26 protein-coding genes are annotated in these 23700 nt (G+C 74.4%); 8 read left to right on the top strand and 18 right to left on the bottom strand.

Annotated elements, in window-relative coordinates:
- Window positions 1-2: 2 nt before the first annotated feature.
- The 6 genes from O7628_RS28240 to O7628_RS28215 form a co-directional block, all read right to left on the bottom strand.
- On the bottom strand, window positions 3-1004 hold the full coding sequence (locus O7628_RS28240; RefSeq protein ID WP_074476412.1) for a tyrosine-type recombinase/integrase: 1002 nt from the start codon (window positions 1002-1004) through the stop codon (window positions 3-5).
- A gap of 13 nt (window positions 1005-1017) precedes the next feature.
- Window positions 1018-2697: an ABC-F family ATP-binding cassette domain-containing protein gene (locus tag O7628_RS28235; protein WP_278135221.1), complete on the bottom strand. Its 1680-nt coding sequence runs from the start codon at window positions 2695-2697 to the stop codon at window positions 1018-1020.
- A 266-nt stretch (window positions 2698-2963) separates the two neighbouring features.
- A complete protein-coding gene (locus O7628_RS28230) occupies window positions 2964-3389 on the bottom strand; it encodes an Hsp20/alpha crystallin family protein (RefSeq protein WP_278135219.1) in 426 nt (141 codons plus the stop codon).
- Window positions 3390-3500: 111 nt separating this feature from the next.
- Window positions 3501-4271, bottom strand: coding sequence for an aminoglycoside phosphotransferase family protein (locus tag O7628_RS28225; protein ID WP_278135216.1), 771 nt, complete (start codon window positions 4269-4271; stop codon window positions 3501-3503).
- Between the two features lie 77 nt (window positions 4272-4348).
- Window positions 4349-4573, bottom strand: a complete 225-nt coding sequence (locus O7628_RS28220) for a hypothetical protein (protein ID WP_278135213.1) — start codon at window positions 4571-4573, stop codon at window positions 4349-4351.
- Between the two features lie 205 nt (window positions 4574-4778).
- Window positions 4779-5609: a phosphotransferase gene (locus tag O7628_RS28215; protein ID WP_278135211.1), complete on the bottom strand. Its 831-nt coding sequence runs from the start codon at window positions 5607-5609 to the stop codon at window positions 4779-4781.
- A gap of 237 nt (window positions 5610-5846) precedes the next feature.
- On the opposite strand from O7628_RS28215, the gene O7628_RS28210 reads away from it, so the two are divergent.
- Entirely contained in the window at window positions 5847-6602 is a 756-nt protein-coding gene (locus O7628_RS28210) for an alpha/beta hydrolase (RefSeq protein ID WP_278135209.1), read from the top strand.
- 95 nt (window positions 6603-6697) lie between these two features.
- Here O7628_RS28210 and O7628_RS28205 read toward each other — a convergent pair whose 3' ends face one another.
- Window positions 6698-7669: a YafY family protein gene (locus O7628_RS28205; protein ID WP_278135207.1), complete on the bottom strand. Its 972-nt coding sequence runs from the start codon at window positions 7667-7669 to the stop codon at window positions 6698-6700.
- Between the two features lie 99 nt (window positions 7670-7768).
- Between O7628_RS28205 and O7628_RS28200 the strand changes: the two genes are divergently transcribed.
- Entirely contained in the window at window positions 7769-8167 is a 399-nt protein-coding gene (locus O7628_RS28200; protein WP_278135205.1) for a VOC family protein, read from the top strand.
- Between the two features lie 85 nt (window positions 8168-8252).
- Here the strand turns inward: O7628_RS28200 and O7628_RS28195 are convergent, their stop codons facing one another.
- Window positions 8253-9146, bottom strand: coding sequence for an aldo/keto reductase (locus tag O7628_RS28195; protein WP_278135203.1), 894 nt, complete (start codon window positions 9144-9146; stop codon window positions 8253-8255).
- Window positions 9147-9219: 73 nt separating this feature from the next.
- Complete coding sequence (locus tag O7628_RS28190; protein ID WP_278135201.1) at window positions 9220-10053, bottom strand: helix-turn-helix domain-containing protein; 834 nt, start codon at window positions 10051-10053, stop codon at window positions 9220-9222.
- A 102-nt stretch (window positions 10054-10155) separates the two neighbouring features.
- On the opposite strand from O7628_RS28190, the gene O7628_RS28185 reads away from it, so the two are divergent.
- On the top strand, window positions 10156-11028 hold the full coding sequence (locus O7628_RS28185) for an oxidoreductase (protein WP_278135198.1): 873 nt from the start codon (window positions 10156-10158) through the stop codon (window positions 11026-11028).
- Window positions 11029-11208: 180 nt separating this feature from the next.
- Window positions 11209-11784, top strand: a complete 576-nt coding sequence (locus O7628_RS28180) for a maleylpyruvate isomerase N-terminal domain-containing protein (protein WP_278135196.1) — start codon at window positions 11209-11211, stop codon at window positions 11782-11784.
- A gap of 45 nt (window positions 11785-11829) precedes the next feature.
- Here O7628_RS28180 and O7628_RS28175 read toward each other — a convergent pair whose 3' ends face one another.
- The 3 genes from O7628_RS28175 to O7628_RS28165 all read right to left on the bottom strand — a co-directional run bounded on the left by O7628_RS28175 (window position 11830) and on the right by O7628_RS28165 (window position 14315).
- On the bottom strand, window positions 11830-12738 hold the full coding sequence (locus O7628_RS28175) for an alpha/beta hydrolase (protein WP_278135195.1): 909 nt from the start codon (window positions 12736-12738) through the stop codon (window positions 11830-11832).
- Window positions 12739-13225: 487 nt separating this feature from the next.
- Window positions 13226-13639, bottom strand: coding sequence for a methyltransferase domain-containing protein (locus O7628_RS28170; RefSeq protein WP_278135193.1), 414 nt, complete (start codon window positions 13637-13639; stop codon window positions 13226-13228).
- Between the two features lies 1 nt (window position 13640).
- Window positions 13641-14315 (bottom strand): ATP-binding protein, encoded by a 675-nt coding sequence (locus O7628_RS28165; protein ID WP_278135191.1) that lies wholly within the window; start codon window positions 14313-14315, stop codon window positions 13641-13643.
- Between the two features lie 340 nt (window positions 14316-14655).
- Here O7628_RS28165 and O7628_RS28160 point away from each other — a divergent pair, with 340 nt between their 5' ends.
- Complete coding sequence (locus tag O7628_RS28160; protein ID WP_278135189.1) at window positions 14656-15822, top strand: erythromycin esterase family protein; 1167 nt, start codon at window positions 14656-14658, stop codon at window positions 15820-15822.
- A 10-nt stretch (window positions 15823-15832) separates the two neighbouring features.
- Here the strand turns inward: O7628_RS28160 and O7628_RS28155 are convergent, their stop codons facing one another.
- Both O7628_RS28155 and O7628_RS28150 read right to left on the bottom strand, forming a co-directional pair.
- The gene (locus O7628_RS28155; protein ID WP_278135187.1) at window positions 15833-16327 is read right to left on the bottom strand and encodes a DUF1992 domain-containing protein; all 495 of its coding nucleotides are present in this window, start codon (window positions 16325-16327) and stop codon (window positions 15833-15835) included.
- A gap of 80 nt (window positions 16328-16407) precedes the next feature.
- A complete protein-coding gene (locus O7628_RS28150) occupies window positions 16408-16743 on the bottom strand; it encodes a cupin domain-containing protein (RefSeq protein WP_278135185.1) in 336 nt (111 codons plus the stop codon).
- Window positions 16744-16814: 71 nt separating this feature from the next.
- On the opposite strand from O7628_RS28150, the gene O7628_RS28145 reads away from it, so the two are divergent.
- Entirely contained in the window at window positions 16815-17756 is a 942-nt protein-coding gene (locus O7628_RS28145) for a helix-turn-helix domain-containing protein (protein WP_278135183.1), read from the top strand.
- Window positions 17757-17772: 16 nt separating this feature from the next.
- Here the strand turns inward: O7628_RS28145 and O7628_RS28140 are convergent, their stop codons facing one another.
- Genes O7628_RS28140 through O7628_RS28130 form a run of 3 tightly spaced genes read right to left on the bottom strand, consistent with a single transcriptional unit; the run spans window position 17773 to window position 20528 of the window.
- On the bottom strand, window positions 17773-18330 hold the full coding sequence (locus tag O7628_RS28140; RefSeq protein ID WP_278135181.1) for a GNAT family N-acetyltransferase: 558 nt from the start codon (window positions 18328-18330) through the stop codon (window positions 17773-17775).
- Between the two features lie 54 nt (window positions 18331-18384).
- Window positions 18385-19212, bottom strand: coding sequence for an SDR family NAD(P)-dependent oxidoreductase (locus O7628_RS28135; RefSeq protein ID WP_278135179.1), 828 nt, complete (start codon window positions 19210-19212; stop codon window positions 18385-18387).
- Window positions 19209-20528: an NAD(P)-binding domain-containing protein gene (locus tag O7628_RS28130; protein WP_278135177.1), complete on the bottom strand. Its 1320-nt coding sequence runs from the start codon at window positions 20526-20528 to the stop codon at window positions 19209-19211. Before O7628_RS28130 ends, O7628_RS28135 begins: the two co-directional genes overlap by 4 nt.
- 220 nt (window positions 20529-20748) lie before the next feature.
- Here O7628_RS28130 and O7628_RS28125 point away from each other — a divergent pair, with 220 nt between their 5' ends.
- Complete coding sequence (locus O7628_RS28125) at window positions 20749-21495, top strand: methyltransferase domain-containing protein (protein WP_278135175.1); 747 nt, start codon at window positions 20749-20751, stop codon at window positions 21493-21495.
- A gap of 43 nt (window positions 21496-21538) precedes the next feature.
- On the opposite strand, the gene O7628_RS28120 is transcribed toward O7628_RS28125, so the two are convergent.
- A complete protein-coding gene (locus O7628_RS28120) occupies window positions 21539-22195 on the bottom strand; it encodes a TetR family transcriptional regulator (protein WP_278136429.1) in 657 nt (218 codons plus the stop codon).
- A 78-nt stretch (window positions 22196-22273) separates the two neighbouring features.
- Here O7628_RS28120 and O7628_RS28115 point away from each other — a divergent pair, with 78 nt between their 5' ends.
- A complete protein-coding gene (locus O7628_RS28115; protein WP_278135174.1) occupies window positions 22274-23614 on the top strand; it encodes an MFS transporter in 1341 nt (446 codons plus the stop codon).
- Window positions 23615-23700: the final 86 nt, after the last annotated feature.

The raw sequence follows: 23700 nt of genomic DNA, 5'->3' as shown, positions 1-23700 counted from the left end.
CGTCAGGCGCGCCGCCGGGCCCGCGCCGCCCAGATCGCGTACGCCGGGTCGCGGTCCAGGTTGTGCCGGTCCCGGTCGTAGCGGCGGGTGGTGCGCGGGTCGGCGTGGCCCATCGCGTCCTGCACGTCCTCCAACGGCACCCCCTCCGCGCGGGCCGTCGTGGCGAACGCGTGCCGCAGCGAGTGCGGCGACAGCTTCTCCCACGCCGGGATGCCCGCCACCCGGGCCAGCCGCCGCACCAGCCGGAACACCGAGTGCCGGTCCAGCCGCGCGCCGGTCGCGGTGACCAGCAGCGGCCCGGTCACCTCGTGGACGCCCACCCCCCGCGCCGCCGCCCGCTGCGCGAGGTAGGCGTCCACCTCGTACGCCGTCGACGGGGTCAGCGCCCGCCGCCGCGGCTTGCCGCCCTTGCCGACGAACCGGACACTACGGTGCCCCCGCTCCGCGCCCAGGTCCGACACGTCCAGCGATACCAGCTCCCCCACCCGCAACCCGAGGTCGGCCAGCAGCGCCACCGCCGCCCGGTTACGGGCCGCCGTCGGCCCCGTCTCGGCCTGCGCGGCGGCCAGCAGCGCGTCCACCTCCTGCGGGGTCAACCCGACCGTCGAGGAGTGGTCCCGGTCGACGCGCGGCCGGTCGGCCGCCGTCACCGGGTTCGCCTCCACCGCCCGCAGCTTGACCAGGAAGTCGTACCAGCTCGACAGGGCCGACAGTTTGCGGGCCACCGTCGCCGGGGTCAACGGCCGGCCGCTGCGCGCCGCCGGGGTGGCCTCCAGCTCCCGGCCGTAGGCGTTGACGTCGAGGAAGTTCGCCCGCAGCGGGTCCAGCTCCCGCGCCCGGCACCACGCCAGCCAGCCCGACACGTCCCGCCGGTACGCGTCGCGGGTGTGTTCGGACAACCGGCGGTTACGCAGCCACGCCTCGGTGAAGTCACCCGGACCGGCCCCGCGCAGGGCCGGTCGGGCCACGCCACGCGGCAGCACCGGAAACTCGGGACGAAGCATGGGTGAAAGGTTCTCAGCCTCCGTGCGTGTCGGCGGTGAGGCGCGCCCGAGGGGTTTCCCGACCCGGCCGCCCGCCGCCGTCCGCCGGTTGCTCGTCGACCCCGCCGCCGCCGACCCGCCACCGCCGGTCGTAGCCGACCGCGTCGGCGAACCACACGTCGTGGGTCACCAGCACCACCGTGCCCCGGTACGCGCGCAGCGCCTCCTGCACCACGTCCAGGGCGTCGAAGTCGAGGAAGTTCGTGGGCTCGTCGAGCAGCAGCACCCGCGCCGGGCCGTTCACCATGGCCGCCAGCACCAGCCGGCGCAGCTCCCCGGCCGACAGCAGCCGCAGCGGCTGGTCCCACTGCTCCGGGCCGAACAGGTGCGCGTCGAGCAGCCGTTCGGCCTCGTCGACGTACACGGGCACCTGGGAGCGGAACCACGTCAGCACCGCGACGTCGGTGCGCAGCGCGTCGTGGGTCTGCGGCAGCAGCGCCACCGGCGCGCCGCGGTCGACCCGGCCGGCGTCGGGGTCGCGCAGGCCGGCGAGGATGCGCAGCAGCGTGGTCTTGCCGGTCCCGTTGTCGCCGGTGAGCAGCACCCGGTCGCCGGCGTGCAGCCGCAGGTCCACGCCCGCGAACAGGGACCGGTCGCCGGCGTGGGCGGTCAGGCCCCGCGCGGCGAGAACCTCCCGGCCGTCGTCGCCGGCCGGGTCGGGCAACGTCAGGGTCAGCGTCGGGCGGGTCTGCGGCTGCGCCAGCCACCGCAGCGAGTCCATCTGCCGGCGTAGCCGCCGCTGCCGCGCCGTGGCCTTGCGCGCGACCTTCTTCGCGTAGCGGCGCGCCTGGTCGGCGCCGAGGCCGCGGCGCACCGTCAGCTCCACCCCGCGCGCGTGTTCCTTGGTGCGGGCGATGTCGGCCAGCAGCCGCTGGTGGGCCTTCTCCTGTGCCTCGTAGTCCAGCAGCAGCCGCTGCCAGCGGCGGGTCTTCTCCGCCCGGTAGGCGGTGTACCCGCCGGTGTACGTCTGCGGCGTGTCGTGGATGCCGTCGAGTTCGACGATGCGGGTGACGGTGCGGTCGAGGAACGCCCGGTCGTGGCTGGCCACCAGCACGCCGCCGTCGAACGCGGCGAGCCAGCCGCCGAGCCAGGCGATGCCGTCGGCGTCGAGGTGGTTGGTCGGTTCGTCGAGGATCAGCAGGTCCGGGGTGTCCAGGAGCACCCGGGCCAGGGTCAGCCGGGCCTGCTCGCCGCCGCTGACGCGGTGCAGCGGCGCGTCGTCGGGCAGGTCGGCCACGTCGAGGCGCTGGCGGGCCTCGGCCAGCCGGGTCTGCGCCCGCCACCCGTCCAGGGCGGCGAAGCGGTCCTGCGCCTCGCCGTAGGCGTCCAGGGCGGCGGTGTCCCCGCGGGCCAGCCGCCGTTCCAGGGCCCGCAGCCGCCGGTCGAGGCGGCCCAGTTCGCCGAGGCCGGCGGCGAGGAACTGCCCGACGGTGACGGTCGGGTCGGGCGGCTGCGGGGCGAAGTAGCCGATCCGGGTGCCGGGGACGACGGCGACGTGCCCGGTCGACGGCGGCTCGGCCCCGGTGAGCACCCGCAGGAGGGTGGACTTGCCGACCCCGTTGGGGCCGACCAGGCCGACCCGGTCGCCGGCGTTGACGATCAGGTCGACGCCGGTGAACAGCGGCTCGGCGTCGTACTGCTTGCTGACGGACACGGCCTTCAACACGGTGATCCTCCGCGGGACGGCAGGCGGGCCGGCGCGCCCACGACGGGCGGCCGGTCGGTGCGCGTGGCGGCGGGGCGGTCGGCCCGGCCGCGGCCTGCGGGATCACATGTGCTGGTCGGCTCCGGTGTCTCGGCTACGGGGACGTCGTCGAGTCTGGCATTCCCCGCCGCCGCCCGCGACCGGTTTACGCCGGGGCGGCGGTGTCGTGGCGATCAGGGCACCCGACGCGGGGTGCCCTGATCGCGTCGGCGCAGTCAGGCGTCGATCTGCCGGTGGCCGTTGCCGCTGGTGGCGATGGCCACCCGGCGGGGCTTGGCCCGCTCGGCCACGGGGATGCGCAGGGTCAGCACCCCGTTGTCGTAGCCCGCCTCGAGGCGGTCGGTGTCGAGGGTGTCGCTGAGGAACAGCTGCCGGCTGAACGTGCCCATGGGGCGCTCCGCGGCGACGAGTTCGACGTTGTCGCCGGTCGGGCGGCGGCGCTGCGCGCGGACGGTCAGCACGTTGCGCTCGACGGTGCAGTCGATGCTGTCCGGGTCCACCCCGGGCAGGTCGAACGCGGCGTAGAAGTAGTCGCCGTCGCGGTAGGCGTCCATGTGCATCACGGCGGGCCGGGAGTTGGTGCCCAGCAGCTGCTCGGCGAGCCGGTCGATCTCACGGAACGGGTCGGTGCGCATCAACATCGTGGTTCCTCCTCGGTTCTCCTGGCCGAAGGCATCGGGTTGAGTCTGGGTGACTCAAGTTCCTGGTTCTTTGATAGCGCGCCCTGCCGGTCGTGTCAACCCGACGCCGCCTCACCCGGCCGGGAAGTCGGCCAGCTCCCGCACCGCCGTCTCCAGCGCGGCGTCGACGCCGTGGTCGACCATCGACCGGTACGCGGGGTCGCCCGCCGCCGCCGTGCGGCGGATGTCCTCGGCCGAGGCGGCCACCCGCCGGCGGACCACCTCGACGAACGGCCCCACCGGCCCGGGGTGGCCATAGGCGTCGAGGAACATCCGCAGCCGCCGGGGCCGGTCCGCGAACGCCGTGAACCCCTCGGCGGCCACCACGTGCCGGGCGTGCAGCGGCACCCAGGCGAACGCGGTGAACGCCAGGTCCCACTCGCGGGTGACCGGGGCGGCGAGGTCCCAGTCGAAGAACCCGACGAGCCGCCCGTCGGCCCACGCCGCGTTGTACGGGGCCGCGTCGTTGTGCCCGACGATCAGGCCCGGCCGCCAGACGCCGCCCTCGCGCCACCGCGCCCCGGCGGGCGGCACGAAACCCACCACCGCGGCGTGCAGGTCCCGCAGCCACCGCGTGACCTGGCACAGCGCGTCGTCGCTGTGCGCCCAGGCCGGCCACGGCCGGGTGACGCCGACCGTCTCCCCGGGCAGGAACGACAGGACCTCCCGCCCGTGCTCGTCGAAGCCCCGCGCCCGGGGCGCCCCGTCGAAGCCGACCGCCTCCAGGTGCCGCAGCAGCGCGTGCACCGACGGCGTCCACGGCCCCGGCGTGCGCCGTACCGTGTCGCCGATGCGGACCGCTCCGCCGGTGTTGCCGCCGGCCAGTCGCTGTTCCTCACCCATGGTCCCATCCTCGCGCACGGGCAAGCGACACGGTCACCCCCGCCGCGCACGCGCACTGTCCGAGGAGGTGGGTCCGATCAACGCTGCGACGGGTCGGGGCTCCCTCCCCCGCATCGCCCAGGGAGCGCCCGCAACAAGGCATCCCGGCGCAGCGCATCGGCGGGGTGGCTGTCCCCGGCACCGCCGATGATCATCGCGTCGGGCGGTAGCCGCTCGCGGAGTTCGTCCACGCGTGATTCGAGCGGGTCGGTCTGCGCCGCCGCGTTGAGCGGGTGGTTCATCGCGTGGTCGACGGGCCGCACCGTGCGCGCCGCTGCCGACGCCCACTCGCGGTGGACGGACCTGGCGCACTCCAGCAGGGGGCATGGAGACTGTCGGGAATCGACACCGGCAGCGTCACTGCCACCCGCCGATCACGTTCAGCCACACCTTGACCGTGAGGGCATGACGGTGGCTGCCAGAGCGCCTGGGTGTGACCCCGGAGTCCGGTCCCGGTCCAGAGTCGGCTTACTCGTCTAGGGCGGCCGCTGTCCTGCGGAGTTCGTTCAGCCACTCGATGCCGAGCCGGCGGCCGTCGGGGAACTGGTCGTCGCGATCCCAGCGCCACACGGTGATCATCGCCAGCACGAGGGCCCGGCAGTCTCGGAGCAACCGGCGATCGACGCCCGGGTAGTGGTCGCCGACGTCGTCGGGCGTGTGGGCCAGGTCGAACTCGACCGGCCCCCGGCAGCACGTCTCGAAGTCGATGAAGAGCGGGCCGGCCCGGGTCGAGAGCAGGTTTCCCGGATGGGGTTCGCCGTGCAGGAGCTGCTCGGGCCGGCTGCTGTCGGTGACCGCTCGTCGCATGCGGGTCAACGTGCCGGAGAGGAAGACCCGGTCCGGGGCGACAAGTTCGGGCGTTCGGGCGTGGTCGGCCACCAGCCTCTCGGCCGCAGAGACCCGGTCGGTGAAGTGCGGGGCGGGCAGGGCGATCCTGCGCATGCCGGCGTGCAGGCGTTCGAGCGCGCCGACGTACTCGGCGTTGGGGACCGGCTGGGCGGCCACCGGTTCGTAGTAGGTCCAGAGGGTGACGACGTAGTCGTTCTGGACGAAGACCTCTGGCGACTCCAGCGTGGCCACCGGGCTCCCGGCCTCGGCCAACCCCCGAGCGACGTCCACCTCGAGCTGGGCGCGCTGGTGTGCGACCGGCGCCACCCGGGCGAGCACGTCGCAGGGCTGTAGACGCAGGGTGAGGGCGTTCGAGTTGTGCAGGACCGCGGCGTCGCGGACGACCAGGCCGAGCTGCGCCCCGATCGACATGGCTGCCCGGGTTGCCTGCTGAGTCTCGTACGCCTGCATCGCCACCACCGTAGTCCGGTACTTCGACGTCCGACCCCCGACGACGGCCGGCTCCGGGAGAACGGCAGAAACCGTTGGCGGGTCACGGCGACCGCTGCTAGCTTTCGGGAGGCCGTGCGAGAGACCGAGGAGGTGGTACCCGTGAACGTTTCGACATGGGTGCTCCCCTCCGGGGTCACGGTCGGGCGATAGGTCGTCCGGGAGCGCCGCTCACGAGCACTCCCGAAAGGCACGACCATGCGATTCACCACCCAACGGCACCTCGACGGCGGCGTCGTCGAACGCGAGTTCGCCCTCGGCGAGATTCCCGGTGTCCTGTGGACGCCGGCCGCCGCGTCCGCGCCGGTCCCGCTGATCCTGCTCGGCCACCCCCCGCTCGGACTGCACAGGATGTACCCCCGCCTGGCGGCCCGGGCCCGACACGCCGTGGCGGACGGCTTCGCCGCGGCCGCCATCGAGCTGCCCGGCAGCGGCGACCGGCCCCGGTGGGCCGCCGCCGAGCAGGCCCGCGCCGACCTGCGCCGGGCCATGGCGGCCGGCGGGCCGGTCAGCGACGAGATCGTCGACGCCCTCGTCCTCCCGCTCGTCGACAGGGCGGTCCCGGAACTACGGTCCGCCCTGGACGCCCTCCTGGCGCTGCCCGAGATCGGCGGCCCGGTCGGATACTCGGGCGGGCTGATCTCCGTGGGCATCCGGCTCGCGGTGGTCGAGCCCCGCATCGTGGCCGCCGGCCTCTTCGCCGGGAGCCTCGTGCCCCGCGTCATGTTCGAGGAGGCCCGACAGGTCACCATTCCGTTGCACGTCCTGCTCCAGTGGGACGACGAAGGAAACGACCGGCAGGCGGCCCTGGACCTGTTCGACGCCTTCGGCTCCCCGGAGAAGACGCTGCACGCCAACATGGGCGGACACACCGGTGTCCCGCAGTCGGCCGGGCAGGACGCGGCGGGTTTCTTCGCCCGGCACCTGCTGCCGTCTCCGGCGGTGCCCGGGTGAGCGCCGCCGCGCGGCGCCGGAGGTGAGGACGCCGCCGAGCCGGACGATCAGCGGGAGCGCGACGTCGCGCTCCCGCGCCGACGGTCCGTCGCGTGCTACGACTGCCTGCGTCCCGAGGCCGCCAGTCGGTCGGCGAGCGCGACGACACGGTCGCGGAGCTCGTCCGGGCGTTCGACGACGAAGGGCAGGTCGAGCGCAGCGAGGACGGCGGGCAGCCAGTCGAGGCGCTCCGCCCGGATCTCCACGCGCTGCCAGCCCTCGTCCCCGTCCTCGCGCACCTCGGCGACGCTGGCCGGGAGCCGGGTGCGGATCTGCTCGACTGTTCCGTGTATCCGCAGCGTCACGGCATGCCGGCGCGGCGCCTGTGCCATCGAGGCGAGCAGGCGACGTGCGGGATCGTCCCCGGCGGGCGGCGGCGCGAACGAGCCCGGCAGTGTTCGCGCGTCGGCGATGCGGTCGAGCCGGAAGGTCCGGTCCTCGCCCACCTGTGGATCGGCTCCGGTGACATACCACCGGCCGGAATGGTTGACCAGCCCGAACGGGTGCAGAACGCGGGTGCTGCGCCGGCCGTCGCCCGAGGTGTAGTGCAGCGAGACCGGCCGCCGGTGGCGGACCGCGTCGGCGACGGTGAGCAGCACGCCCGTCTGTGGCGCAGGGAGCTCGTCGGGTGCGGCGGTGAAGGCGAGGGATTCGAGCACGGCGTCCAGCCGCTCGGCGGTCCGCGCCGGCAGGACGCGTCGGATCTTCGCGGCGGCCGTCTCGCCCGCCGTCCCCGTCGCCGTCGCCAACCCGGCGCGGCGGCCGGCGACCAGGCCGAGCAGGACGGCCAGGGCTTCGTCGTCGCTGAGCATCAGCGGCGGCAGCCGATACCCGGCGGCGAGCCGGTAGCCGCCGTAGCGGCCGCGCACCGATTCGACCGGGACCCCAAGGTCGACCAGGTGACCCACGTAGCGCCGCACCGTGCGCGGTTCGACGCCCAGGCGGTCGGCGAGCTCGGCCATCGTCCGGACGCCGCCGGACTGTAGGAGCTCCAGCAGCGTGAGCACCTGAGCCGTCGGTCGTGCCACGGCTGGACCCTAGCAGCGAATACTGGACCATATCTGTCCAGTATTCGCTCTAGCGTGGGGCTCGCTTCTGATCCGATCCGCACCGAGCAGGGAGAAGGCATGGACTTCGTCTCGATCCGCGTCATCACCGACGACATCGACCGACTCGTCGGCTTCTACGAGACCGTCACGGGCGTGCGGGCGGCCTGGGGCAACGAGGACTTCGCCGAGTTGCGCACCGCCCACGGCACGCTGGCCATCGGCAGCACCCGCACGGTCGCGCTGTTCGCGCCGGGCTCGGCCCGCCCGGCCGCCAACCGCACCGTGATCATCGAGTTTCTCGTGGACGACGTGGACGCGATCCACGAGAAGCTGAAGGACACGGTGGAGGACTTCGTGACCGAACCCACGACGATGCCGTGGGGAAACCGTGCCCTGCTCTTCCGCGACCCCGACGGCAACATGGTCAACCTCTTCACCCCGGTGACCCCCGAGGCGATCGAGAGGTTCGCACGGTGACCTGTCCGGGTCGCGCTGAGGCAGGCCCGCCCGGCCGGGCTGCCCCCCCGCCCCGCGCCCGCGCCGTCGCACCGGTGGCGGGCTGCTATCCGGCTTCGGGGATCTCGCCCTGGAACGTGTCCAGAGTGATCAGGGCAGGGTCGGGGCCGCCCCGGACGCCGGTGTCGAGAGCGTCGATCGCGTTCAGCTCGGCGGCCGTGAGGACGAAACCGAAGACGTCGAGGTTCTCCCGGATGCGTGCGGGATCGGCGGACTTGGGGATCGCCGAGCGGCCCTGCTGCAGGTGCCAGCGGAGCATCACCTGGGCCGGAGTGCGGTCGTGGGCCGCCGCGATCGCCCCGATCACCGGGTCGGCCAGCACGCTGCTGTGGTTGGTGCTGCCCGCCCATCCGGGATAGAACGTCACGCCGCCGATCGGCGACCACGCCTGGGTGACGATGCCGCGTTCGGCGCCGGCTTTCTGGGTGTCCGGCTGCCGGAAGTACGGGTGAACCTCGATCTGGTTCACGGCGGGCACGACGGTGGCCGTGTCGAGCAGCGCATCCAAGGTGTCCGGCGTGAAGTTGCTGACGCCGATCGCCCGGACCCGGCCGTCGGCCAGCAGCGTCTCCAGCGCGCGGTACGCCTCCCGCGTACGGTCGAATGCAGTCGGCAGCGGCTGGTGGAGAAGGACCAGGTCGATGTGGTCGACGCCGAGCTTGCGGGCGCTCTTGTCGAACCCGTGCAGGGTCCGGTCGTAACCGTAGTCGCTGATCCAGAGGCTGGTCTGCAGGAACAGCTCGGCACGGGGCACCGCGGAGGCGGCGATCGCCGCACCGACCTGGGGTTCGCTGAAGTAGGCGGCGGCCGCGACGAGGTGCCGGTAACCGGCCGCCAGCGCGGTCTCGACCGCGGCCTGAGTCTCGGCCGGCGGGTTCTGGAAGACGCTGAAGCCGAGGGCCGGCATCGGGACGCCGTTGTTGAGGGTCAAAGTGTCCATGCCCATCAGGCTCGGTCCCCGCCGGGCGCCGAACCAGTGCCCCCCGCGACGGTAGGAACCGGACTACCAGGGTTCACGGCGTGACCGCGTGGACCGCGCCGACCCGCAGGAACTCCAGGCGCTCGGCGGCGGCGCTGCCGGCCGCCGCAGTGTAGACGGTGATCCGCAGGTCGGAGCCGGTGACGGTCAGCACGTCACAGTCCAGCACCAGATCACCGACCAGCCGGTGGTGCACCGTCTTGCGGGAACTGACATGCCGCCCAGCCGCGCCCGAGCGCCACAGGCTCCGGAAACGCGGGCTGGCCGCGGAAACCTCGGCGACGAGGGCACGCAGCGCCTCGTCCTCCGGATAGGTGGTGACGGCCTGACGCAGGTCGGCGACCAGCGCCCGTTCGATCTCCTCGTCCGGCCCGTGGATGTTCGCCCAGCTCGGGGGCGCGCAGAAGGTCGCCCGGATCACGTTGCGGTCGGCGGCCGGACTGCCCGCCGGGTCACCGTAGAGAGCGCTCCACATGGTGTTCCAGGTGATCAGGCTCCAGTCCGCCGCGTAGACCGCCACCGGGTAGTCGGTCATCCGGGTGACCAGCCGCTGGACCCCGGGCGGAATGTGCACCGGCACCACCCGGCCGGCCGGCGCCGGCAGCCCGGCGGCCTGATGCAGAAGGGCGTTCTCTGCCTCGTCGAGTTGCAGCGCACGGGCCAGCGCGGCCACGATCGGCTGACTGGGCCGCCGTGACCGGCCCTGCTCCAGGCGGACCAGATAGTCGACGCTCACCCCGGCCAGGCCGGCCAGCTCCTCACGGCGCAGCCCCTGCGCCCGGCGTCGCCCGTGCCCGGCCAGGCCCACGTCGGCGGGGGAACACCGGTCCCGCCACGCCCGCAGGAGACTGCCGAGATCGTTCGTCATGCTCCCATGATGGCCGCGTTCCCGACGGGTTGCCTGGTAACGCCGTTCCTACCGTAGCGGCGGGCCCTGGCTACCCGGCCGGCACCGGACGACCCTCGACGTATGACACCATCTCTCGCCGGGCGCACCGTCGTGATCACCGGAGCCAACAGCGGCATCGGCCGCGCCACCGCCCGTACCCTGGCCGGCCGGGGCGCCCGCGTCGTCCTCGCGGTCCGCGACCCGGACCGGGGCCGCGCCGCCGCCGCCGACATGCCCGGCCGAACCGAGGTGCGGCACCTCGACCTGGCCGACCTGTCCTCGGTCCGCGCGTTCGCTGCGGCCTGGACCGAACCTGTCGACGTGCTGATCAACAACGCGGGGGTGATGATGCCGCCGCCGGATCTGACGGTCGACGGCTTCGAACCGCACTTCGGCATCAACCACCTGGGCCACTTCGCCCTCACCAACCTCCTGCTCCCGCGGATCACCGGCCGGGTCGTCACCGTGTCCGCCGGCGGGCACCAGGCCGGCACCCTGGACCTGGACGATCCGCACTGGAGGAACCGCCCCTATCGGCCGTTCTCGGCGTACGCCCAGTCCAAGCTCGCCAACCTGCTCTTCACCGCCGAACTCCAGCGCCGCCTCACCGCGTCCGGCTCGACCGTCCTCGCCACCGCCGCCAACCCCGGCCTGGCCGCCACCAACCTGCTCAGCCACGGCGGCAGCCGGGCGGCCCGCTGGACGAACGCCCTGCTGCGCCCGCTGTCCCAGTCCGACGTGGGCGGCGCCCGAACCACCGTGCACGCCGCCACCGCCGACCTGCCCGGCAACAGCTACGTCTCACCGAGCGGCGTGACCCAGTCCCGGGGCCGCCCCAAGGTCACCACCCCGTCGAAGGCAGCCCGCGACCCCGAACTTGCCCGCCGCCTCTGGACCCTCTCCGAGAGCATGACGGCCACCACGTTCCCCCTGCCCCTGCGGAGCAGGCCGTAGCTCATCGCCGGGGTCACGCCATAGTCGCCGCCGGCCGGTACATCCGCCGCGCACATAACTGTCATTATGGTGCGCCGATGATTTGCCCGCTTTGCGGCATCCGATTATCGTATTGCCGTTACCGGTAATCCGATAATTAACCGGCTTGTCGGCCGGGCCGCCGGCTGGCACGGTCGGGGCATGACGGCCACGGATGGAGCGGGCGTACGCGCCGCCGTCGACGAGATGGGCCGCGTCCTGCGGCCGCACACCGAACGCGACTGGGCGGTGCCGGCCGGAACCCTGGAGTGGGACTGCTGGACCACGGCGGCGCACGTGGCGCACGACCTGCTCGCATACGCCGGGCAGTTGACCGGCCGGCCCGCCGACGGCTACCTGCCGTTCGACCTGCGGGTCTCCCCCACCGCGACGCCCGCCCGGGTGCTGGCCGTCGTCGCCGCCTGCGGCGGACTGCTCGCCACCGCCGTCGACGCGGCCGATCCGGACCTGCGGGCCTGGCACTTCGGCCCCTGCGACCCGGCCGGGTTCGCCGCCATGGGCGTGGCCGAGACCCTCCTGCACACCCACGACATCACCCGGGGCCTCCGCGTCGACTGGCAGCCGCCCGCCGCGCCCGCCGCCGCCGTGCTGGCCCGCCTGTTCCCGGACGCCCCGCCCGGCCCGCCCGCCGAGGTGCTGCTGTGGATGACGGGACGGGCCGAGCTCGACGGACGGCCCCGCCGCGCCGCGTGGACGTGGCAGGCCGCCCTGCCCTGACCGGGCTTCAGCGCGGTTTGGCGGACATCCCCGTTCGGCTGGGAATCAGGTCGTGTGGCGGATGATCGAGCGGGCGATCCGCTCGGTCAGCCCCGGCGAGAAGAAGGGATGGTGGCCCATTCCAGGCACGATCTCCAGGCGCGCCGCCGGGATCTGCGCCGCGACGGCTTCGCCGTGGGCTTGAGGGAACAGCGGGTCGTCGCTGCCGTGCAGGACCAAGGTCGCAGCGGTGATGCGGGACAAGGAGGCCCGCCGGTCGTCGCCCCAGCGCCGGCCGGCGAGATCGTGATTCGAGGCGGCAGCGACGTTGTCGGCCCGGGCGTAGCAGTGTTCGACGAACCGTCGCGCGGCGGCCTCGTCGAAGGGCAGGACGTCACCGTTGAGCACTCGCCAGGTCCGTATGTCGGCGTCCATGCTCTGCTGGGCCGTCGTGCGTGGCGCCTTCGCCGAGTCCAGCACGTGGTGGAGGAACCGTGTCGTCGGGGGCGGGAGCTCGTCGGCCGCAGCCGGTTGACCTGCCATCGCCCGCGCCCATGCCGGGCCGGGGTTGTTCCCCATGGGAGAGGAAGCCATGGCCGTCAGGGTGCGGACACGGGCCGCCTGATGCACGGCGAGCCACTGCCCGATCGCCGCGCCCAGCGACGTCCCGACGACGTGCGCGGCCGTGACTCCGTGACCGTCCAGAACGGCGGTCGCGTCGGCCGCCATGTCGGCGAGCGCGTACGGATGCGTCGTGAAGTCGACGGAATCGGAACGGCCGGTGTCACGGTGATCGAACCGGATCACCTGCCGGCCGCTGTCCAGGAGAGCTTCCACGAGCTGATCGGGCCAGCCGATGCCCTGCGTGGAGGTGCCCATGACCAACAAGACGGTGGGGTCGTCAGGGCGGCCGAAACGCTCGGTCCACAACCGGACTCGCCCGGAACGAACGAACTTCTCCTCACCAGTAAGCATGCCGGGCACCGTAGCCGTCACCGGATGAACCCGAAGCCGCTACCCCTTGTAGTCGGAGATAGGTGCTCATGAGATAATGGAGAGGCAGGCGAGGGCGCGTTGAGGCTCTGGATGCCGTGGCGGCGGGTTGGACGGCGTTCGCCCCGCACGAACCCCACAGCTTCGGTGTCATGGACCGCGCCTCGCTTGTCGACGCCTTCGCGCGGCGCCCTGCTGTTCACCACCGGCGGCGCTTCGGTCAACCCCGCCCAGGGATCGCCGGAGTTCGCCAACATCGCCATCGCGGGCGCGGCCCTGCGCTCCTGGGTCCTCAAGCTGCACCAGGTCACCGAGGGCACCGGCGTCTACGCCTCCCACCTCCCCCTCTCGGTCTGGATCGGCACCGGTGGCCCGAGACCCAGCCCGACACTACTGGGACCTCTACACCAAGCGGGAAGGCGCCGAGCACCACTACACCGCGCTCTGACAGCCCGCAACCCTCCGGAGATCAGGTCGAACTGCCCGTCGGGGAAGCTCCGGGCCAGGTCGTGCCGGTCACCCGGCCGTCGATGCCGAGTTGTCGGGAGCGGGCGCGCACCCGTTCCACGGCGGCGCTTGAGATGTCGACAGCGGTGACCTGCGAGCCATGCCGGGCAAGCCAGACTGTGTCGCCGCCGGCGCCATACCCCAGGTCGAGGGCGGACCGGGATGCAACGTCTCGGCTGTCTCCTTCAACACCGGGTTGGGGTGCCCGGTGCCGCCGCCGCGCCGGACGCGGTGGTGCTGTTCCCAGAACGACTCGGCACGGAGCGCATCTCAGGCCGCGGAGCTGCTGACGCTCTTCAGCGCTCAAGGCGAACGCGCCCACCTGTCGCCCTCCCCGACGTCGCCCACCTGAACGGCCCGGCTCTGAAGCAGACATTTCACCCGAGCCGGGCCCCGGCGGCGTCGCCGGGTGCGAGCGAGGGCCAGCGGCACGCGGCCCACTCCGGCCAGCCCCGCCACCCCGACGGTGGGCCGGGGACGGGGCCGCCGTCGAGTTCGGCGGCGTCCGGCGCCTGGAACTGCCCGCACCACATGTCGATGTCCGCATCGCTTATCGGGAACGTCGTGTGCGGCGCGGTCGCCCAGCGGTGGACGATCCGCGCGCGTTGGACGGTCCTGTCGACCGGCAGGTAGACGACGTGGGAGACCGCGCCGGCCGACGTCGCCAGCCAGCGCAGCGCCGACCGTTCGTCGCGGCTCCAGAGCCCGAAGTCGAGCACGACGCTCGTGCCCAGGCGCAACGCCTGCAGGGCCAACCCGATGAGCTGCCCTTCCAGCAGGTCGCGTTTGCCCTCGGGCTGCGCTCCGTCGAACAGGGGGATCATCCACTCGTCCGGGGTCAGCCGCAACGCGCGGTGTGCCCCGGCGAGTTCCCTGGCCCGGGTGGTCTTCCCGGCGCCGGGAAGACCGACCATCAGGAGCAGCCTGGCGGGTCCGGGCCGCGCCTGCTGGTCGGGCTTCGTGTCCGTGGCGGCCGCGGCCAGCTTGTCGCGGCCGGCGGGAGACGTCTCGGACCCGCGGTCCTGACGCCTGGGGCGGAACTGCTGCGGCATGGGTCTGCTCCCCGAATCACGCAGGGCGATCCGGCAGCACAGCGGGACGCGGGTGGCTGCCGGCGGGACCTGATCCGGCGGTACGCCTGGCGTCGCCCCCGGGCGGGGCCGGAGATCAGGCTGCGGTCACGCGCGACCGGCGATACCGCCCGGCGGCGGTGCGGATGTTCATGGCGGCGGAGCAACCCATGCCCCCGACCATAACCGACGGCGCGGGTGTCGCTCGACCGGTGCCCGCCGCCGTCCCCCGCCACGACCCGTCGTTGGAGGCTTTTCCCGAGTCAGAGCTGTCCCGATCGGGACAAGTTTACACCGCTCGTTCAACGATACCGTTGAGGGAATGACTATCCGGAACATGGCCCGCGAACTCGACGGGGCCGCCGTCTCGGCCCTCCTGCGTTCCCTGCCCGCCCGTCCCCTGCTGCTCGGCCTGGGCGAAGCCCGGCACTTCGTGGGGGAGCTGGGCGAACTGCGCAACGAGATCTTCCGGCACCTGGTCGAACACGAGGGCTACCGGTCGTTCGCCATCGAGAGCGACTGCCTGAAGGGCCTCGTGGTCGACGACCACCTCGCGACCGGCGCCGGTGACCTCGACGACGTCATGGCGCACGGCTTCAGCCACGGCTTCGGCGCGTCGCCGGCCAATCGTGAGCTCGTGCGTTGGATGCGCGCCCACAACGAGAAGCACGACGAGAAGCTGCGGTTCTTCGGGATCGACGGCCCGCTGGAGTACTGGGCGGCAAGCCCCCGCGAGGCGCTCACCGCCCTGCACGGCCTCCTCGACGGCCCGCTGCCCTGCACCCGGGAAACCCTCGACGCGCTGCTCGGCCCGGACGAGCGGTGGTCGGACGAGGCCACGGTCATGGACCCGGCCCGGTCGATCGGCCGGTCCGCCGACGCCCAGCGGCTGCGGGTGATCGCCGACGAGCTGGTGGCGCTGCTCGACACGCAGCTGCCGCAGCTGGGCGTGCGCGACCGGGAGCGGGCGCAGCTCTACGGACGTACCGCCGTCGGCCTGCTCCGCTACCATCACGCGATGGCCGACCCCGGCGCGGCCCGGATCTCCCGGTTGTCGGCGCTGCGGGACGCGATGATGGCCGCGAACCTGTGTGCCGTCGCCGCGCACGGGCCGGCGCTGGTCTTCGCCCACAACCTCCACCTGCAACGCCACCGCAGCCGCCTGTCGCTCGGCGACCAGCACGTGCAGATGTGGAGCGCGGGGGCGATCACCGCGGCCCGGCTGGGCGACCGGTACGCCTACCTCGCCTCGGCCTTCGGCGTCGTCGGTGGCGACACCCCGGCTGCGGACTGCGCCGAGGGCGTCCTGGCCACCCTGCCGTGGGACGCTGCCCTGGTCGGCGGCCGCCACCTGGCCCAGGTGGCCGCCGGAGCCTCCCCCCGTGTCTCCCGGGACTTCGCCTACTTTCCGCTGGACCCGGCCCGGCTCGACGTGATCGACGGCGTCGTCTTCGTCCGGCAGGCCGTCGACCTGGGTGCGCCCGGCTAGTAGCGGGACGTCAGGGCCGCCGCCACGGCCACCGCCACCGGCCGCGGCGAGGGCCGGGGGCGCGCGGCGGCGCAGCTGCCGGCCGTGCCGCCGCCACCGCCACCGCCTGCGCGTGGGCGCGTTCCCGGTCGGCGCGCCACCCGGCGACCACCTCGTCGGCGTTGGCGGGACGCACGACGACCTGCGGGCCGGTCGGGTTGCGCAGCCAGGCGACGACCTCCCGGTTGAGGTCGGCGACGTACGCCCGCACGGCCGCCTCGGTGGGCAGCCCCCGCACCTCGTCGGGCAGCCGTTCGATCCGGCGGCGCAGCAGCAGCGGCGTGGGCAGCAGCAGGTCGCCGGGCAGCTTCTCACGCTCCAGGAAGCTCTTGATCCACCACGACTCGTCGTAGGGCGTGCCCCGGCCCGGCAGTGGTTTGCCCGCACCGGGCAGGTTGTCGAACTCGCCGCGTTCCTGGGCGGTGCGGATCTGCGCCTCGGCCGCGGCCTCCCACCTGTCGCTCACCCGGCACCTCCCCGGCCCCACGGTACCCGTCCGGCCGTGTCGCTGACCGGGGCGCGGGGAGGTCGCGTGGTTCCGGTGCCCTAGCCCGCCGGGTAGAAGAGGAACAGCCTGCAGCCGGTGACGGTCGCGGGCACGTGCCACGATCCGGCCGGGGCGTGCAGGAACGTCCCCGCCGGGTAGTCGCGCGCGCCGTCGTGGAACGTGCCGTCGAGTACGTACACCTCTTCGGGGCCGGGCGTGTGGACGTCGCGGCGCGGCCACGACGAGCCGGGGTCCATCTCGAGCACGGCGGCCTGCGCGCCCTGCGGTCCCCGCCACAGCGGACGCACCCGGACGCCGGGGAAGAGCTCGCGGACGGGGGCCGTCTCGACGCGTACGGCGGTGTAGCCCTCCTGGGCCAGGATCTCTGGATGCATGCCCTCCACGGTGCCGCCGGGGAGCCCCGCACGACAGCGGCGACGAGGACACCGTGGGGTACTTTCTCGCCATGCATCGCGTGGTCGCCCTGGTACGGCCGGTGCAGTCGACGTTCGAGCTGGGCTGCGCCGCCGAGGTCTTCGGTACGGTGCCCCCTGGTACGCCCCGCCACTACGAGTTCGAGGTGTGCACGGAGAGGCCCGGGCAGGTCTCCACGTCAGCCGGGTACGCGCTGTCGGTGGCGCGGGATCTTTCAGCTCTCGATGCCGCGGACACCGTGGTGATCCCGGGCTGGGCGCCGGTGGAGGCGCCGCTGTCGGCACGGGTGCGCCGTGCGCTGCTGCGGGCCCACGCCCGGGGGGCGCGACTCGTCACGATCTGCGGCGGCGTGTTCGCGCTGGCCCGCACCGGCCTGCTCGACGGCCGCTCGGCCACGACGCACTGGGCACGCGCCGAACAGTTGCGGCAGGAGTTCCCCCGGGTGCGCGTGGACGCGGAGGTGCTCTACGTCGATCACGGGGACGTGGCCACGAGCGCCGGCGCAGGCGCCGGCATCGACCTGTGCCTGCACCTCGTCGGGAAGGATCACGGGGTCGCGCACGCGGCGCTCGTCGCGCGGTACATGGTGATGCCACCGCACCGCAGCGGCGACCAGACCCAGCCCGTGCTGACCGCGCCGGCCACGGACAGCCTGGACGGGCTCCTGGAGTGGGCCGAGGCGCGTCTGGGAACGGCGTTGTCGGTGAGTGACCTCGCGGCGTATCTGCACGTCTCGCCCCGGACGCTGACCCGACGGTTCGCCGAGCAGCTCGACACGAGCCCGGGCGCGTGGCTGCTGTCGCGCCGGGTGGCGCAGGCACGCACGCTGCTGGAGGAAACGGACCTGCCGGTGGAGGCCGTCGCGGTCCGGGTCGGCCTCACCTCGGCGGCGAATCTGCGCCGTCGCTTCCGGGCTCGGGTGGGCGCGACCCCGGGCGCCTACCGGCGGGCGTTCCGGGGCTCCGCGACCTGATGCCGCGCGCTGCTGCTCACCCGCGGGGGGCCGCGTGGCGGGCGTGGCGGTGCCCGTCGAGCGGGAACGGCGCCCGCGCGGGAAGCGTCTCCTGGAACGGGTAGCCGGCCTTCTCGGCGACCCGGCAGGAGGCGGTGTTGTCGACATGGTGCAGCAGGTCCAGGCGGGTCAGGCCGGTCGCGGCGAACCGGGTGAACGCCCAGTCGGTGACCGCCTGCACGGCGCGCGGCGCGACGCCGCGCCCGCGGGCCCACGCGGCTGTCCAGTAGCCGACCTCGGCGTGCGGGCGGCCGGGCAGGACGTCCTTGAGCACGACGGTGGCGACGAGGCGGTCGCCGCCGGGGCGGGGTTCGCGTACGGCGAAGGCGAACCGGCGGCCGGCGGCCCAGCCCTGCCGGCTGCGGACCAGCCACCGGTGGGCGTCGCGGGCGTCGTCGACCGGACGCCGGGTCCAGTGGCGCAGCACCGGGTCGCGGTAGACCTCGATCAGCTCGGGAACGTCGCCGTCGCGCCAGGGGCGCAGCTCCAGCCCGCCGTGGTGGGGGGTCGCGGGGACCCGCAGGAGCATGGACATCCCCATAGTGTCGCCCACCGGCGCGGCCGGCGTCGTCCCGTGGGCGGGCCGGGGTCAGGGCGTCCCGGGGTGGCGGTGGCGGCGCACGAGGCCGGCGGCCAGCGGCGCGGCGTCGAGGTCACCGGCGGCGATCCGGCGGGCGACGGTGCGCCGCACGAGGCGGTCGGCCAGGGCGGGGGCGTGACGGGCGACGGCCAGTTCGAGGCGGCCCCGGGCGGTGGTGGCCACGTCGCGCGGGGCGCGGCGGGCGGCGGCGGCGCGCAGGATCGCCGCGACGACGCCCTCGACGGGTTCGGGGCGGGACACCCCGTCCAGGGACAGCCCGGCGCGGGCGGTGCTGTCGTGGATGGGTGAGGCGACCATGCTGGGGTAGACGACGGTGACGCCGACGTGGGTGCCGACCTCCAGGCGCAGGGCGTCGGCGTACGCGACGAGGGCGCGTTTGCTGACCCCGTACGCGGCGGCCAGGGGCAGCGGCAGCACCGCCATCCGGCTGGCCACGAAGATCACCCGGCCGTGGTCGGCGACGAGGGCGGGCAGGGCGGCGGCGGCGGTGCGCCAGGCGGCGAGGAGGTTCACCTCGAGCTGTTGGCGCACGGTGTCGTCGGGGGGCAGTTCGGCGGGGGCGGGGCCGCCGACGCCGGCGTTGTTGACCAGCAGGTCGAGGCCGCCGAGCCGGTCGACGGCGGCGGTCACGGCGGCGGCGGTGCCGGCCGGGTCGGTCAGGTCGACGCCGAGCACCGGGGTGTCGGGGTGGTCGTGGGCGTGCAGGTCGAGGCCGACGACGTGGGCGCCGGCGGCGTGCAGGGCCGCGCACAGGTGCCGGCCGAAGGTGCCGCGTGCGCCGGTGACGAGGGCGCGGCGGCCGGTCAGGGCGCTCACGTCGCGTCCCGGGCGGCGCGGCGGGCGCCGGCGGCCAGTTCGCGGCCGAGCTGCGCCAGGTAGGTGTCGAAGTCGACGCGCATCGCCGGGCGGCGGTGCCCCCACCGGGCGGTGGCGGCGCGCAGTTCGGCGCGGCAGGCGGCGCGTTGGGCCGCCGGGGCCGGTGGGGCGTACCGGCCGGCGATGCGGGCGGCGACGAGGCGGGCCTGCGCCTCCAGCAGGGGGAACGCCGCCCCGGTGGACTGGGTCAGCCCGACGAAGGCCAGGCCGGGAGCGTCGAGGTGGAACACGTGCCGGTACAGCGGCAGGGTGTCGGGGCCCGCGCCGAGCAGGGCGGGGTCGAGGAACGGCAGCTCGATGCGGTAGCCGGTGCACCAGACGACCAGGTCGACGGCGTCGACGCGGCCGTCGGCGAACTCGACCTCGTCGCCGTGGAACGCGGCGATGCCGGGGCGGGCCTCGATCGCGCCGTGGGTGAGCCGCGACAGCAGCGCGTCGGAGAGGGTGGGATGGTCCTGGAGGAGGCCGTGGGTGGGGGCGGGCAGCCCGTAGCGGGTGGGCGGGCCGACGGCGGCGGTGAGCAGGGCCTGGCTGATCCGTTGGCGCAGCCGCCAGGGCAGCCGCCGCGCGAGCGCACCGTTGAGGGTGTCCGACGGGCGGCCCAGCAGGTGCTTGGGCACCACCCACACGCCGCGGCGCAGCGACAGCAGGGTGCGTCGGGCGGTGTGGGAGGCGTCCACGGCGATGTCCATGGCGGAGTTGCCGCCGCCGACGACGAGGACCCGCCGGCCGGCGAGCTGCTCGGGGCCGCGGTAGGCGTGGCTGTGGAGCTGTTCGGCGGTGCTGTCGCCGGCGGGCGGGGGCTCGGGCGGGCGGGGCACCCGGTTGTGGCCGTTGGCGACGACGACGGCGGCGACGGTGACCTCGCTGACGCCGTCGCCGCCGGTGGCCCGCACGGTCCACCGGTCGTCGGGGCCACGGGTGACCCCGACGACGGTGTGCCGCAGCCGGACGGCGTCGAGGAGCCCGAAGCGCCGGGCGTAGTCGTGCAGGTAGCCGGCGACGCGGGTGTGGTGGGGGTAGTCGGGCCAGTGGGCGGGCATGGGGTGGTCGGCGAACTGGGTGCGGGTCCGGCTGGTGTTGAGGTGCAGGGTGCGGTAGGCGGGCGAGCCCGGCGCCCCGTACACCCACAGGCCGCCGACGGTGTCGGCCGTCTCGAAGGCCACGGCCGACACGTCGGCGTCGGCGAGGGCCTTGAGGGTGGCCAGGCCGGCGGCGCCGGCGCCGATCACCGCGACCCGTGGGGGCTGCCCCATGTCGTCGTCCTCCCCCACATTAATCCAACACTCGATGGATAATGCGGGGGTCGATGGCCCGGCGTCAAGACGTCCGGCCCTCGCGGGCCGGTAATGCGGTCGACGCCGCCGCGCGCCGCGGTTACCTTACGGACCTCACGTCCCGTGGAGGTGTTCCGGATGCCCGTGTCGAGCGCGCCCGCCCAGCAGACCCCCGCCCCCGACGTGAGGAAACCGAGAAGTGGACCTGCCACGTAGCTTTGTCATCCGCGAACGCGACCACCGCATCCACAACCCCTTCACCGCCGAGAAGCTCGCCACCCTCGGGCGGGCGCTGCGCCTGCGGCCGGGCACGACCCTGCTCGACCTGGCCTGCGGCAGCGGCGAGATGCTCTGCCAGTGGAGCCGCGCCCACGGGGTGACCGGCACCGGGGTCGACATCAGCACCGCCTTCGTCGAGGCCGCCCGGGCCCGCGCCGCCGAGCTGGGCGTCGCCGGGCGGGTGACGTTCGTGCACGGCGACGCCGCCGCGTACACCGCCGGCACCGCGGTCGACGTCGCCGCCTGCGTCGGGGCGACCTGGATCGGCGGCGGCGTCGCGGGCACCATCGAGCTGCTCGAACGCGCCCTGCGCCCCGGCGGCCTACTACTGGTCGGCGAGCCGTTCTGGCGGGCCGACCCGCCCGACGAGGCGACGGTGGCGGCCTGCCACGCCACCGCCCGGGAGGACTTCCACGACCTGCCGGGCCTGGTCGCCCTCTACGGCCGGCTCGGCTTCGACCTGGTGGAGATGGTCCTCGCCGACGAGGACAGCTGGGACCGTTACGTCGCCGCGCAGTGGTTGTCGGTGCGCCGCTGGCTCGACGCCCATCCCGACGACGAGCTGGCCGGCGAGCTGCGCGCCGAGCTCGACGCCGCGCCGCAGCAGTACGTCCGCTACCAGCGCCCCCACCTCGGGTGGGGGGTGTTCGCGCTGATGCGGCGCTGACGATCCCGCCGGCGGCGCGCGGGCCGGTCCCGTGCGCCGCCGGCTATCGCGCGTCCGGTCGCCCGCCGGGCCAGTACAGGCCGTCGAGGAACCGGTGCACGAAGGCGCGGAACTCCCGGCGTTCCCGCTGCGCCGAGGCCGCGTCCGCGGCCAGCGCCACCACGTGCGCGTGCACGGCCCAGACCAGGCTGCGCACCGTGATGTGCGGGGTGGGCTCGACCAGCGCCCCGGCGTCCGCCGCGGCCCGCAGCAACTGCTCCACCAGCTCGTACAGCGGCGCGGAGTACCGCTCGTCGAGGTCGGCGTGCCGGTGCGGCTCCAGCCAGCGGCGCAGCCACAGGGCGGTGGTCTGCGGGTGCTCCTGGAGGAAGTCCACGAACACGTCGACCAGGTCGTGCAGCGCCCCCCGGGCGGCGGTGGGCCCGGTGTCGAGGGCGTCGTGGGCCGCGCGCGTCGCCGCCCGCAGGGCGTCGCGTTCGGCGACGAACACCCGGGCGAAGCAGGCGTCGTAGAGCTGGGCCTTCGTGCCGGTGTGGTGGGAGACCGTGGCGACGTCGACGCCGGCGGCGGCGGCGACCTGCCGCAGCCCGACGGCGTCGAAGCCCCGGGCGGCGAACAGCGCGGTGGCGGCGGTCAGCACCACCTCGCGGGTGTCCCGGCTCTCGGAACGTCGGGGTCGGCCGGGCCGCCGTCGGGGCATGGTCATGGGCGCCATTGTCCCCCTACAATCCAGCAACCGTTGGATTTGGCGGCGGCGTGCCGCCGAAGGGACCCCACCATGACCGACCCGGCCCCCGCGCCACGGGCGGGCCTGCCGCGCGGCCCGCTGCTCGGCTTCGCCGCCGGCTCCCTCGGCATGGGCGTGTGGGTCACCGTACCCGGGCTGCTGCTGCTGTACTTCCTCACCGACGTGCTCGCGGTGACACCGTGGCTGGCCGGCCTGGTCCTGCTGGCCCCGAAGGTCGTCGACGTGCTGGCCCACCCGTGGGTCGGCCACCTCAGCGACGCCGGGGCGGCCCGCCGCGGCGACCGGCGGCGGCTGCTGCTGGCCGGCTGCGCCCTGCCGGCGGCGTTCGCCGCGCTGTTCGCGGTGCCCGGCGGCCTCGCCGGCGCGGCCGCAGCCGGGTGGGTCGCGGCCTGGTTCGTCGCCGGGAACCTGCTGTTCGCCGCCTACCAGGTGCCCTACCTGGCCACCCCGGCCGACCTGCGGATCGGCTACCACGAGCGGACCCGGCTGATGGCGTTCCGGATGGTGGTGCTCACCGCCGGGATCCTGGTCTCCGGGCTGCTCGCGCCGCTGCTGGCCGGCGGGGACGCCGCGACCCGCGGCGGCTACCAGCGGATGGGCCTGCTGCTGGGCGTCGCCGCCGGCGTCGCCATGCTGGCCGGGGTCGCCGGCATCGGCCGGCTGCGCCGGCGCGCCGGCGTCACCGCGCACCGCCACGCGCCGGGCGGCTGGCCGGCGCTGGCGGCGGCGCTGCGCGACGGGCAGTTCCGCTGGCTGGTCGCCGCCTACCTGGCGATGTCCACCACGACACACCTGGTGCTGGCCGGGGTGCCGTACTACGCCGAGTACGAGCTGGGCCGCCCGGCGCTGACCACGGTGCTGGTCGCCGCGTTCGTCGCCCCGGCGCTGCTGGTCACCCCGGTGTGGCTGGCTGCGGCCCGCCGCGCCGGCAAGCAGCGGGCCCTGCTGGTCGCACAGGGCGCGTTCGCGGCCGGATCGCTGGTCCTGGCCGCAGGTGCCCCCGCCGGCCTGCCCGTCCTGGTCGCGGCGGTGACGGTGCTCGGCATCGCGTTCGCCGGCATGCAGCTGCTGCCGTTCGCGATGATGCCCGACGTCATCCGCGCCGCCGGCGGCACCGGCGCGGGCACCTACGCCGGGGTGTGGACGGCCACCGAGGCCACCGGCGCGGCGCTGGGCCCCTACGCGTTCGCGCTGTGCCTGACCGCCGGCGGGTTCGTCGCCTCCACCGGCGGTCAGGTCGTCGACCAGCCGGACGCGGCCGGGGCCGCGATCCGCTACGGATTCGGGCTGCTGCCGGCCGCGCTGATGCTCGCCGCGGTGCTGCTGCAACGCCGCTACACCCTCGACGGCGCGGCCCGCGCCGCCGGCTGACGCGCAAGCAGGGGCCCCTTGTTATCGCCTCCGGTAGAGCAGGGGCCCCTTGTTAACCACCTGCCGCCGCAGGCCCGGCCAGGCCG

The sequence above is a fragment of the Micromonospora sp. WMMD956 genome, from assembly GCF_029626125.1.
GTDB lineage: Bacteria > Actinomycetota > Actinomycetes > Mycobacteriales > Micromonosporaceae > Micromonospora > Micromonospora carbonacea.
Note: the sequence above shows the minus strand (reverse complement) of the source record. Positions and strands in the feature narration are given on the sequence as shown.

Coding starts and splice junctions, on each gene's coding strand:
- O7628_RS28160 (WP_278135189.1), top strand. CDS start 14,656: ATGACTATCCGGAACATGGCCCGCGAACTCGACGGGGCCGCCGTCTCG.
- O7628_RS28145 (WP_278135183.1), top strand. CDS start 16,815: ATGCATCGCGTGGTCGCCCTGGTACGGCCGGTGCAGTCGACGTTCGAG.
- O7628_RS28225 (WP_278135216.1), bottom strand. CDS start 4,271: ATGGGTGAGGAACAGCGACTGGCCGGCGGCAACACCGGCGGAGCGGTC.
- O7628_RS28175 (WP_278135195.1), bottom strand. CDS start 12,738: ATGCTTACTGGTGAGGAGAAGTTCGTTCGTTCCGGGCGAGTCCGGTTG.
- O7628_RS28165 (WP_278135191.1), bottom strand. CDS start 14,315: ATGCCGCAGCAGTTCCGCCCCAGGCGTCAGGACCGCGGGTCCGAGACG.
- O7628_RS28190 (WP_278135201.1), bottom strand. CDS start 10,053: ATGACGAACGATCTCGGCAGTCTCCTGCGGGCGTGGCGGGACCGGTGT.
- O7628_RS28115 (WP_278135174.1), top strand. CDS start 22,274: ATGACCGACCCGGCCCCCGCGCCACGGGCGGGCCTGCCGCGCGGCCCG.
- O7628_RS28185 (WP_278135198.1), top strand. CDS start 10,156: ATGACACCATCTCTCGCCGGGCGCACCGTCGTGATCACCGGAGCCAAC.
- O7628_RS28195 (WP_278135203.1), bottom strand. CDS start 9,146: ATGGACACTTTGACCCTCAACAACGGCGTCCCGATGCCGGCCCTCGGC.
- O7628_RS28180 (WP_278135196.1), top strand. CDS start 11,209: ATGACGGCCACGGATGGAGCGGGCGTACGCGCCGCCGTCGACGAGATG.
- O7628_RS28120 (WP_278136429.1), bottom strand. CDS start 22,195: ATGCCCCGACGGCGGCCCGGCCGACCCCGACGTTCCGAGAGCCGGGAC.
- O7628_RS28230 (WP_278135219.1), bottom strand. CDS start 3,389: ATGTTGATGCGCACCGACCCGTTCCGTGAGATCGACCGGCTCGCCGAG.
- O7628_RS28210 (WP_278135209.1), top strand. CDS start 5,847: ATGCGATTCACCACCCAACGGCACCTCGACGGCGGCGTCGTCGAACGC.
- O7628_RS28140 (WP_278135181.1), bottom strand. CDS start 18,330: ATGTCCATGCTCCTGCGGGTCCCCGCGACCCCCCACCACGGCGGGCTG.
- O7628_RS28150 (WP_278135185.1), bottom strand. CDS start 16,743: ATGCATCCAGAGATCCTGGCCCAGGAGGGCTACACCGCCGTACGCGTC.
- O7628_RS28215 (WP_278135211.1), bottom strand. CDS start 5,609: ATGCAGGCGTACGAGACTCAGCAGGCAACCCGGGCAGCCATGTCGATC.
- O7628_RS28130 (WP_278135177.1), bottom strand. CDS start 20,528: ATGGGGCAGCCCCCACGGGTCGCGGTGATCGGCGCCGGCGCCGCCGGC.
- O7628_RS28170 (WP_278135193.1), bottom strand. CDS start 13,639: ATGTCTGCTTCAGAGCCGGGCCGTTCAGGTGGGCGACGTCGGGGAGGG.
- O7628_RS28240 (WP_074476412.1), bottom strand. CDS start 1,004: ATGCTTCGTCCCGAGTTTCCGGTGCTGCCGCGTGGCGTGGCCCGACCG.
- O7628_RS28200 (WP_278135205.1), top strand. CDS start 7,769: ATGGACTTCGTCTCGATCCGCGTCATCACCGACGACATCGACCGACTC.